Raw genomic sequence first — 11027 nt, 5'->3', positions numbered from 1 at the left:
AAATATCACCAAAATTTTTATTTTTGCAGTCCCTTTTCGGGATGTGGCCCATCGGCTACGCTCAGGATAAACTCCGTCTGGTACCCAGACTGCTTTGCAGTTGGGCGGAATTTAAATTTGGGTTTTATTTTTTGAAATTTTATCAGCATTAAGCTGATTTCGGGATGTGGCGCAGTCTGGTAGCGTACACGCATGGGGTGCGTGTGGTCGCTGGTTCGAATCCAGTCATCCCGACTTACCTTATTTAAGTAAAATCAAAACACTGTTAATCTTATGATTTTCAGTGTTTTTTGTTTGTAGCTTGTCTATCTTAACTGGTTAAGCCCAAATTTTAACTGCACGATTCCCTTTACAGCACTGAAGCGTTGCTGCGGATAAACAATTAGGGATTCTTTTCTTTTCAGGTCTTCTATGTCGGGGTTTTCTCTTTAGTTTTCATATTAACTTTTCACTAACTCACATCACTCCCGAAAGTGGTATCTTTAAAAACATTCAATCTGTAAAATCCTTTCAATGTTATCCAAGAATTCGATATTGGGTTTATTGTTGTTCTTCCTCGCCCTGCCACTTTTTGGACAAAACTTATCCGTCACAGGTAAAATCAAGCCTGCTTTTCAGGAATACTTTGGCAATCCCCGCATATCTATTTTTCTACACATGAACAAAAGTACTTATGTACGTGGAGAGCATATCTGGTTTAAAGGATATATGTATAATCGTGTGAAGGCAGAGCCCTTTAAGGAAGCTGTAAATGTATATGTAGGTATTTATGACAAGGATGGCAATCAGAAGGAAAAACACTTGGTGTTGAGTAAGGAGGGGCAGCTTCAGGGACAAATAGCCATAGACTCCTCTTTTGTGGATGGGCAATATTATATCAAAGCTTCCACTAGTTGGATGAAGGACCTTAAGGAGGATGATTCCTTTGTTCAGCAATTTATGGTGTTGAATAGCGAATTGGTGCTTGAAAACAATAACCCTTCAGAGGATTACGATATTCAATTTTTCCCCGAAAGCGGACACTGGGTCTCCAATGTACAAAGTGTTTTGGGTATCAAGATGATTGATGAAAATGGGAATGCTGGGGCCAATATGGTTGGTATCATAAGGAACCAAATCGGAGAAGAAATAGTTCGTTTCAGGACCAATCGACTTGGTTTTGCAAAAGTGGTAATGACCCCCTCTGCAAGCGAACGGTATTGGGCCACCGTGTCAAACCCTAATGGTAAGGAGTGGAGGGTGCCACTCCCAGCTATCGATTCGTTGGGGCTAGTGCTATCCACCAGAAATATAGCGGATGACAGGATTTTGGTTTTGGTGGGGACCAATGCCGAGACAAAACGAGCAATTGGCCAAAAACCCTATAGTATTCTTATCCATAGGGATGGATTGCTCAAAAGTTTGGATGTGGTTTTCAAAGAAAATCAGCTTTATGCCTCCCATATCTTGGATAAGAGCGAGCTCCATTCGGGCATGAATATTCTTACCTTGATAGATAACCGTGGAGTGCCCATTGCGGAACGACTGTTTTTTAATGATAAGCAAATAAAAACCCTATCGTTGGACGCCAATGTGCAAAAGGTGGACAAGGATTCCATGGAAGTGGTCCTCACCGGGTTTGAAAAGCGTACAACCTCTTTTGCGAGTATTTCAGTGCTTCCGGTAGGCACCAAAGCCTACAATTTCAGTTCCAATATCCTAAGCTCATTTTTGCTTAAACCTTATGTGCGTGGCTATATCGAAGAGGCCGACCAGTATTTTATGGATTTTTCTAAACGTGCCATGGAAGATTTGGATCTGTTGTTGCTCACACAGGGCTGGTCCAAGTATGATTGGGACAACATCTTCAACAAACCTCCCCAAAAGCAAATACAATATCGGGCCGGAATTGATGTATTCGGCTCCATTAACTCCAAGGTCCCCAAGAGTACCGACCTTTTGGTTTATGCTGGTAATCAAAGTGAACCTACCGTCATCCCATTATCGGAACAATCAGAAGCCTTTAGTTTGGACAATTATTTTGTGGAACAGGGCGAAGAGCTGAGGCTTACCTTGCTGAACAAGCGTGGCGAGCTCTCCATGCCCAATCTTTTTTTGAGGTTGGATACAGGACAATCCACGGATAGAATATATGAACTGGAACCTTTTAGGGGAATAGAAAATGACGTGCTGGTGGATGGTTTGGGAGAAGTTGAACTGCAAAACTTTGTTTTACCGGAACAAAATACGATTAGCCTTGAGGAAGTAGTGGTAAGCGAAAACAGGGCTATCAAAAGAATCACCACACCCTTTGTGTCCGAAGGTAACCTAAAAGTTGTGACCGAGGAGACGGAGGGACTCTATCCTCGATTGCTGGATATTATACGTTCCAGTGGTTTCAATGTTTGGGAGGTTCCCAATGCGGGGTACGATAGGATACGCATCACCACAAAACGGGTCTTGTCCTTTTCTTTGGTACAACCATCCCCGATTCTATACATTGATGATGTCCGCTATCCTGATTTTGATATTTTGTTGGATTTCCCCACTACTAGGGTAAAAAGCTATTATATCGATCGTACCGGGGCCATGGAAGCCGGAGGGGCAGGGGGCGTCATTCGGGTCTATACCCGCAAGGAGGGCGACGTTGGTGCCGGGCACTCGGACAAATTCACGCCGGATGAAAGGTTTTTTACCCATAGGGTATCCAATGGGTTTATGCCCGCAAAGCAATACTATACGCCCAAGTACAACAACCTGTCCAGTGAGTCGTTCCGTTATTTTGGAAGCATTGGATGGTATCCAAACCCCACCATCAGTAAAAACGGGACGTGTACACTAAAAATACCCGACTACGGATACGAAGATATTTTGTTGTTTATTGAGGGTATGGACGAAGATGGAAGGTTGACTTCTTCCATGGAACGGGTCAGGGTATCATCCACAGCCCAGTAGCTCAGTTTTCTTTTCATGCCTTCCTCAGCATGGACCAATACAAACTCAGATGGCCTCAGGGCTACAGTTGAAGATATTGTATTCCACCTATGCAGATGCTTAAATCATCCGAGGTATTTCGCAAGCGGTCAAATGCAGGTAAATAGTTATCACTGCGACATAATTTTACCATCCTCCAATTGAACAATGCGATCGGTCCTTTTCGCAAAATCCTCATCATGGGTCACCACCAAAAGGGACAATCCTTGTTCCTCCTTTAGTTTTTTGAAGATATTGAACACATTGTCCGAGTTATGACTGTCCAAATTCCCCGTGGGCTCATCTCCCATCAAAATAGTGGGGTCGTTGATCAAAGCCCTGGCGATGGCCACACGCTGTTTTTCCCCTCCCGATATCCTGGAGGCCCGTTGATGGGCCAAATGACCAATGTGCAGCATTTCCAGTTTTTGTTGCGCATTGTGCTCAATTTCCGCAAGGGACTTTTCCCCAAGCTTTTTGGCGGGCAACATCACATTTTCCAAAACACTGAATTCCGACAATAAATAGTGGAACTGGAATACAAATCCAATGTTCTTGTTTCGTATGCGGGACAGTTCCTTATGGGATTTACCTGTAATCAGTTGATCGTTGAGGTATAATTGCCCCTCATAATCTGTATCCATGGTAGACAGGATATAGAGCAAGGTGGATTTTCCGGAGCCGGACTTCCCCATAATGGACGTAAACTCTCCCTTTTTCACTCCAAAGGAGATATCCTTTAGCACATGAAATTCCTTTGGCTTGCGAAAGTATTTGTTGATATGTTTGGTTTCTAAAACAAATTCCATAGCCCCCATATCAAGTTCCTCGAATAATTTTTACAGGGTCAATTTTTTTGGCCCTCAGGGAGGGCAGGTAACCTGCAATGAAAGTGGACAAAAGGGCAAAAACTATCCCGATGAGGTAATAAACGGGGTCGTAATTTACCGGATAGGTGGTAATCGTCGGCAAAGCGTCAGTTTCAAAAGGGGTTTGATCGATAAGGCTTGAAAGTGAAAAGCCGATCAACAGACCCAAAGCACCTCCAACGATTCCTATAATCATGGCCTGACCCATAAAAATGAGCTGCACATCATTTCCCGAAAAGCCAGTGGCTTTGAGAATGGCAATATCCTTCATTTTCTCATAAATCAACATGTTCAAGATATTGTAGATACCAAATCCGGCTACGATCAGTAAGGTGATGGAAACTGCATAGGTGATGAGGTTTCTAATGTTTGAACCCGTCTCAAACTGTGCATTGGCTTCATTGATTCCCATGGCCTGCACGTCAAACTGATTTTCCAAGCGTTTGGCCAAGGATTCCGCCTGGGCAATATCCACCAATCTAATGTTGATGTCCGTAACATAATTCTCTGCCTCCCCCAAAATACGTTGTACCGTTTTTAGATTGGCAAAACTTTGCACATTATCTACCTCCGCAATCCCACTTTGATAGATGCCTACAATTTTTAGCGGGAACACGGTGCCGGATACTGTACTGATCTGCACTCTATCTCCTGTGGTTAACGACATCTTTTCGGCCAAACCTGAGCCGAGGAGAATTCCGTTAGCGTTGTTTTTCAGGTCCTCCGGGGAGCCTTCCACGATGTTATCCCGTAGATTGGACAATCGGACTTCCTCCATAATATCGACCCCTACCAAGTTTCCCCCAAGTTCCATGGAACCTGACAGATAGAAAATTTGGGCCCGTAGCTGCGGGGTTGCTCCATCTACATTGGGTTGCTTTTTGAGATAACTGAGAATGGGGAGGGCATTATGGATTTTAGTTTGGCTCAGTTTGGGTTTAATGGAGTGAACTACGTTGAATCCGTTTTGGAACGCCTCGGTCATAGTGATGGGTTGGTCCTCGGACGGGCGGATTTCATTATACAAATGGATATGTGGTGTTTGATTGAGTACCAGATTATCCAGCATGGTGTTGAGCCCCGTCATAAAACTTACCAAAGTAATATAGGCACCTATTCCAAAAGTGACTCCAAGGGTGGCGGTTATGGTGGATTTCATCTTGGTAATAAGATGGGTTTTGGCAATGCCCAATATGACGCTCCAATTGATCATGGCTCGGGTGGATATAGTGCCGTATGTTCATCGATGCCGTCAAGGATTTCGACCATTGACATATTTTCCAGTCCTGTGGTTACCTGTGTTTCCCCCTCATCTGTCAACACCGTGCTACCATTGATCAGATATGTTTTTGGAATCACCAATGCCTCCTTGGTTTCGGAAATGACAATATTGCCCTCTCCCGAAAGCCCCGGATATAATGTTTCTGGAGGGGTGTTGAATATGGCTTCCACTGTAAAGGTCTGTGAGCGCTCATCTTTTCGGGGATAGATTTTGTGCACTGTACCTTGAAATACGGTATCCCCATAGGAATCTAAGGTAATGTAGACTTTTTGTCCCCTGCGCAGTTTGATGATGTCGACCTCATCCACCAACAGTTCCACAACAAACCTATTGGTCATGCCCAACGTTGCCACGGGTTCTACGGTAGTGATAATTTCCCCAAGATTTTTGTACAGTGCATATACCGTTCCGTTAATCTTGCTGGTAATGGTAAAATCGTTGGTGTTGGTAAGCGATGATCTGTAATTGTTTTCCGCTTGCCTTAGCTGTGTTTCAAGTTCATTTTTGGTTCGTTCAAATTTCTTTTTTAGGGCATCGAGTCGGTTTCGGGCAAGTTCGTAGGCCAGTTTTTTGTTGTCAAACTCCACTTTAGATCCAATGTTTTGGTCCCAAAGCTTTTTTTGTCGGTAAAAGTTGATGGAATCATTGCCCAATTGCAACACTGCCGCTTCGATTTCATCTTTGATGCTGTTCAATACCGCCGAGGTGCCCGTATAATTTTTTTGAGCGAGTTCAAGGGCCAGTCGCGCATTTTCCTTGTTCATTTCCGGGGAAGTATTGCTGATCTGAAGCAGCAAATCCCCTTTGGAAACGGTGTCGCCTTCTTCCACCCAAATATGTTCAAGAATGCCGGTGGCCACCGAATAGGCATGGTACAGACTGTCCGGTTGAACGGTCGCCGAAGCATAAACAGATTCCGTCATGGGTAGTTTTTGTGGGTACGTCTTTTCCTTTGGCCCCGAACAAGCCAATAGGAGGTAGGCACCAATCACCGAAAACACAAGGTACTTCATGGGAACTAAGATGGTATATTCCTCAAAGTACCAACAAAATCCCGAGTTGGGATATGAGCAAAATCAGCAAAGTCTTAGAATCCCCCTAAAACTGGGTCAAAACATGATCTACCAATTTTCATCGTAAACATCTGTTAGAATTTCCGCCAACTTGTCCTCGAAAACGGGTTTTACCACGTAGCCAGTAACTTGTTCAAATTCTTTGGCCCGCTCCATATCGTGCGGGTCATTGGAGGAGGTCACCATATAAATGTTCACTTCTTTTCCCGACAATTTGGGCACTAGTTTTTTGAACTCCGATAAAAAGCCCCACCCATCCAAATAGGGCATATTGATGTCCAGCAAAATAACTCCGGGTAGCGGGTTGTTCTCCTGTGTGCAGGTTTGGATGAATTCGATGGCCCGTTCCCCATCATTAAAGGATTTTACGGAAATATCATCGGACATATTGGCCAAGATTTTCTTGGTCACGTAGATATAGACTTCGTCATCATCCACTAAAAGGATACTGGGGTTTCTCATTTCTTTTTATTAGGAATTGTTGAATTTAATTTTGAATGTGGTACCAACACCGACCTCACTGTCTACGGTAATGGAAGCGTTCATGGCCTCCAATTGGGATTTTACAATAAAAAGCCCCATTCCCTTACCGGAAACATCGCGATGGAATCGTTTGTACAATTTAAAAAGGTTGTCACCATGCCGCCCTAGGTCAATACCAAGACCGTTATCTTTCACATAAAGAACTTTCTTGCCGTCTTCCCAAGCGGTTTCAAAAATGATATGGGATTTTACATCGGGCCGTCGGAATTTGAGGGCGTTGGATAACAGATTGTGCAAAATGCTCCTCATATAGAATCTGTTGCATTTCAAGGCATGCCATTCATCAAAATGATATTCGATGGTAAAGTTTTGTTGTTCCTCATCGAGTAGTCGTTCCACAAAATCCTTTTCTACGTCCTTCAGCTTTAAAAGGAGGTTGACGTTCTCCAGCTCTAGCTCCCTTTGGTTCAAAATGGACACATAGGTTTGCACATCATCCGTCAGGGTCTGAATGTTGGACGAAATGGTTTCCAGTTTTGGGAACAGTTCCTCAAACGTTTTCTGGTCAGGGGATTTGCTCAAGAGGTCTACAATAATGTTCATACTGCTCACTGGAGCCTTCAGGTTGTGCGCCACTACATAGTTAAAATCTTCCAGTTGCTTATTGCGAACCCTTAGTTGCTCATTGGAGCGTTCCACCAGCTTGTTGGATTCATGGAGCTTGGCCTTACTGGCCAAAAGTTCTTTGTTTTTTCTTTTGAGCTGGGCAACAAAGTTTCGTTTTTCCTTTTGGGTGTGGGCATAGCCAAAACCAATTAAGCCGATGACACCCAATGTGAGTACGTTAAAAAGAATCAAGTTTTTACGAATGGTATCTAAACGGCTCCTGAGGTAGGTGGGCGGAATTTCTTGGACAATGGCCCAATCGTTATCGGAAACAATTTCCGCCATGCCCGCATAGCGGTTCATTCCCACATCCCTTTCATATCCTGTTCGCACATTTTGATAGGTCCAGAGACTCCCGTTTTCCATAAAAAAGGTATCCTTCTTAAAAATGAGGTTTTTTAGCTCCAATCTTTTTTGGATGGAGGAGTCCTTTGGGGTCATCTTATTTTGATGCGCAAGGGTATTAAAGTCAAGATTGGAGGTAATGATACGGCCATCGGTATCCAGCAAGAAAAAGTTATCCTCAGTAATTCGTGATTTCATAAAACTGAAAATGTTGTCCATGTTAAAATTGACCACGGCCAATCCTACCTGCACATCGTTGCCATCAAAAATTTGGGTCACCCCTCGCAACACCGGTCTGTGGGGAACCTCAATCACACCATTTTCCTTATTCAGCTCAATGGGGCTCACATAGACTTGGCCTCTCTCAAGGTCCAGTCCTCTTTTAAAATAGTCCCTATCGATTTTGTTTTGCGGTTTTTTAGGGGCCATGCTGTCTCGGGCTATTCTTTCAAACCGTAGCACCTCCTCCCCATGCAAGTCGATAAACCGCAATTGGTCATAAATGGGGTAACCCTGCATAATTCGGATGTAGTTGTTGATGAAGGTAGCATCAAGGGGGTTGGTTTTTGAAAAGGCCTCAGGAAAGTTGATATCCGACCAAAAGGAGGTTATACTGATCAAATTGATGCTTTGATCGATCAGGTGATAGCTTTTATTGAGAATGTTCCGCTGCTGTATGATTCCCATACCTTGTATGAGACTTTGCTTTTGTTCATAACCCCAATACAAAGAGAAGATGAGAAGTGGAATGTAGAGCGCAATGGCTGTTTTTAGTATATTTCTCCACATAAAGTGCTATTTTGAATGATGTCTATCCAAGTCGGTACACGGGCATCGTTGTAAACCTTTTAATTACTTTTTTGTAGGAGAACTACAGATGAAGTTATGAATATTTTTCATAAAAAATAAATCCTATCGATTAGATGTGTTAAAAAGATGGATATTGTAATCTATTCTAGGATATACGGTTGCAATTATGTTGAAAATCTAGGTTTTCTCAAATGATTTATGGAGCGTGGGTATAGCAGTTACATTTATAAGTTCATATGAAAGGAATAAATAGCTTATCACCAAAGCTGCTATCTATTTTAATACTATTATCCATTAAAAAACAGATAGGTCTCTAATGCACCATTCACGCATTAGGGCATCATATTCCCAAAGATGCTTATATTGAGCTATCGAATCTTTTTTTGATCCCCTTCGACCCAAATAATGGGCATAACAAGCATTTTGGTTTACCGACAGCTTAGAGGTGTTAAGGTACAAGGTGGGGTGGTCGTCAAAATTTTCTTGAGGATGAAATATACCGCCGTAAGCCTTTACCGGAAAATGATGGACTGTGCCCTGAAAGAGGGGGTAGCTATGGCCTATCTCAATGCATTCAAAACACCTTATAAGGATTTGGAAGCGGTTAAAGCGGTTCCAGCAGAGGAATTCTTTGAACTCCACGAACGTTTGGATGATACGCTGGGTCCTGGTTTTTCCATAAGGGTAGGACAGCAAATGAAGATTGAGGATTATGGGGTTTTGGGACTTTCGTGGCGCACTTGTTCCTATGTTGGAGAAATCTTTGAGCGCTCGGAACGGTATTTTAAGATGCTGTCCAACACCTATGTTTTTAAGGTGGAGAAGGGAAATCCCTTTTCTGTCATCCATTTATTGAGGGAACCCCACCGCAAGGGATTGGAGTTGTCCAACGAAGCCACACTTTCGGCAACGGTTGTCGTGCTTCGGGCCATGTCGGAGTCCAACATCTCTCCGACCGAAGTTTGTTTTAAACATAGTGCCCCTTCGGATATCAGTAGCTACGAAAAGGCGTTCAATTGTCCCATTCACTTCAATCAACCCCAGTATTCCATCTCCTATACCACGGCAGATTTGGCAATGCGAACGGCAAAGGCCGATGTAAGCATCAACCGTTTTTTGGTGGAGCGCGTAGAGGAGGAGACCAAGGGAATGGAAATCAATGCCAATAGAATTGCCAGCGATTGTGAAAACTTGATACAGGATGCCCTGCCCAGCGGTATCCCTAGCATACATCACATTGCGAGCCTTATGGGGATGAGCAACCGTACCTTGGCCCGCAGGCTTGCGGATAACGGAGTGTCTTTTCGGGATCTTATCAAAAAAACACAGGAGCGTATAGCCACAAATCTATTAAGGAACAGTTCAAGAAGTATAGCCGAAATCGCTTTTGAAACTGGCTTTTCCGAACAGAGTGCTTTTAATCGAGCCTTTAAAAGATGGACTGACCAAACACCTGTAGAATTCCGTAACCAACAGTAAAACAGCGAGTTTGGCTTAAAATGTCAAAAGATTGGCAAAAAGGGTCAAGCATGGCCGACCCGATCATCCCAATTTTACACCAGAAATCAAAAACAGGTGTATCATGGATGTTTCTATCAAAACAATTTCTCTATTTGCTTCGGTTGTATTGACAGGATTGTCAGCTGGCCTATTTTATGCCTGGTCGGTATCGGTAATTCCCGGAACCCAAAAAGTATCGGACTTGTCTTATCTAGAGACCATGCAATCCATCAACAGGGCCATACTCAACCCCTTATTTTTCATTGTTTTCTTTGGAAGTATTGTCGCTTTGGGAGTTGCGGCCAGTTACCAATTTCAAACGGATAAGTTGGCCTTTGGCCTGCTGTTGGCGTCATCCTTACTATATCTTTTGGGTACCATCGCAGTTACCGTTATGGGGAATGTCCCTTTGAACAACGAGTTGGAGGCCATGGACCTCTCCGCACTTGATTTGGAAAGAATGAAATCGTTTAGGGACTATTATGAAACCAAATGGAATCGGTTTCATGCCATCCGTACCCTTTTTGCTTTAGCTTCCTTTTTGATATCGCTCATCACGGTATTCACAAAAATTAAATCATAACAATCAAAAAACGAACAGTCATGAAACATGTAAGAGCTATTGGGATAGGTATTTTTATCTGGATTATCGGGGTGAGCCTTTATACCTTTTCCTTTTATATCCCGATTTTGGAGAACCCTGAGCTACAAGCCAATATATTTCTGTCCATAGGCGTAGTACCGTTGGTTTGGTTCGGGTCAAAATTATACTACAGGAAAAATAACACCACCAAAGGTTACTGGTTAGGGCTTGTTTTCTTTTTGATTGCAGCGGTTTTGGATGCATTGGTCACAGTGCCCCTGTTCATTGAGCCCTATGGAGGAAGTTATTACAGTTTCTTCACCGCCATTGGCTTTTGGCTTATCGGAATGGAGTTTGTCATCACGGTAACGTGTTATTGGTACGTCGAGGTATATGGAAAAAAGGAAACAGTCAATTCCTGATCATACCAATCATTTTTTGAAGTAGAACTAACATTAAAACTA

At 43.2% G+C, this 11027-nt stretch carries 10 protein-coding genes and 1 tRNA gene; 5 read left to right on the top strand and 6 right to left on the bottom strand.

The genetic code is table 11. The annotated features are described in order from the left end of the window. Positions 1-17: 17 nt before the first annotated feature. Positions 18-194: a hypothetical protein gene (locus GGE08_RS06600; protein WP_179384106.1), complete on the bottom strand. Its 177-nt coding sequence runs from the start codon at positions 192-194 to the stop codon at positions 18-20. Here GGE08_RS06600 and GGE08_RS06595 point away from each other — a divergent pair. Next, a tRNA-Pro gene (locus GGE08_RS06595) sits at positions 161-234 on the top strand. The two genes, GGE08_RS06600 and GGE08_RS06595, sit on opposite strands and share 34 nt — an antisense overlap. 423 nt (positions 235-657) lie before the next feature. Then, on the top strand, positions 658-2934 hold the full coding sequence (locus GGE08_RS06590; RefSeq protein WP_179384105.1) for a hypothetical protein: 2277 nt from the start codon (positions 658-660) through the stop codon (positions 2932-2934). 149 nt (positions 2935-3083) lie between these two features. Here the strand turns inward: GGE08_RS06590 and GGE08_RS06585 are convergent, their stop codons facing one another. From GGE08_RS06585 to GGE08_RS06565, 5 genes are all read right to left on the bottom strand, one after another. After that, the gene (locus GGE08_RS06585; protein WP_179384104.1) at positions 3084-3761 is read right to left on the bottom strand and encodes an ABC transporter ATP-binding protein; all 678 of its coding nucleotides are present in this window, start codon (positions 3759-3761) and stop codon (positions 3084-3086) included. A gap of 10 nt (positions 3762-3771) precedes the next feature. After that, complete coding sequence (locus GGE08_RS06580; protein ID WP_179384103.1) at positions 3772-5034, bottom strand: FtsX-like permease family protein; 1263 nt, start codon at positions 5032-5034, stop codon at positions 3772-3774. Beyond that, a complete protein-coding gene (locus GGE08_RS06575) occupies positions 5031-6116 on the bottom strand; it encodes an efflux RND transporter periplasmic adaptor subunit (protein WP_179384102.1) in 1086 nt (361 codons plus the stop codon). Before GGE08_RS06575 ends, GGE08_RS06580 begins: the two co-directional genes overlap by 4 nt. Before the next feature lie 108 nt (positions 6117-6224). Then, a complete protein-coding gene (locus tag GGE08_RS06570) occupies positions 6225-6638 on the bottom strand; it encodes a response regulator (protein WP_179384101.1) in 414 nt (137 codons plus the stop codon). Positions 6639-6647: 9 nt separating this feature from the next. Further along, positions 6648-8459 carry a sensor histidine kinase gene (locus tag GGE08_RS06565; protein ID WP_179384100.1) on the bottom strand — a complete coding sequence of 604 codons (1812 nt, stop codon included), beginning with the start codon at positions 8457-8459 and terminating at the stop codon, positions 6648-6650. 510 nt (positions 8460-8969) lie between these two features. Here GGE08_RS06565 and GGE08_RS06560 point away from each other — a divergent pair. The 3 genes from GGE08_RS06560 (at position 8970) to GGE08_RS06550 (ending at position 10985) form a co-directional block, all read left to right on the top strand. Then, positions 8970-9959: an AraC family transcriptional regulator gene (locus tag GGE08_RS06560; protein WP_179384099.1), complete on the top strand. Its 990-nt coding sequence runs from the start codon at positions 8970-8972 to the stop codon at positions 9957-9959. A 103-nt stretch (positions 9960-10062) separates the two neighbouring features. After that, positions 10063-10563 carry a DUF1772 domain-containing protein gene (locus tag GGE08_RS06555; protein WP_179384098.1) on the top strand — a complete coding sequence of 167 codons (501 nt, stop codon included), beginning with the start codon at positions 10063-10065 and terminating at the stop codon, positions 10561-10563. A gap of 20 nt (positions 10564-10583) precedes the next feature. Continuing rightward, positions 10584-10985, top strand: coding sequence for a DUF5367 family protein (locus tag GGE08_RS06550; RefSeq protein ID WP_179384097.1), 402 nt, complete (start codon positions 10584-10586; stop codon positions 10983-10985). Positions 10986-11027 lie beyond the last annotated feature (42 nt).

It is taken from the genome of Allomuricauda sp. ARW1Y1 (assembly GCF_013407935.1).
GTDB lineage: Bacteria > Bacteroidota > Bacteroidia > Flavobacteriales > Flavobacteriaceae > Flagellimonas.
Note: the sequence above shows the minus strand (reverse complement) of the source record. Positions and strands in the feature narration are given on the sequence as shown.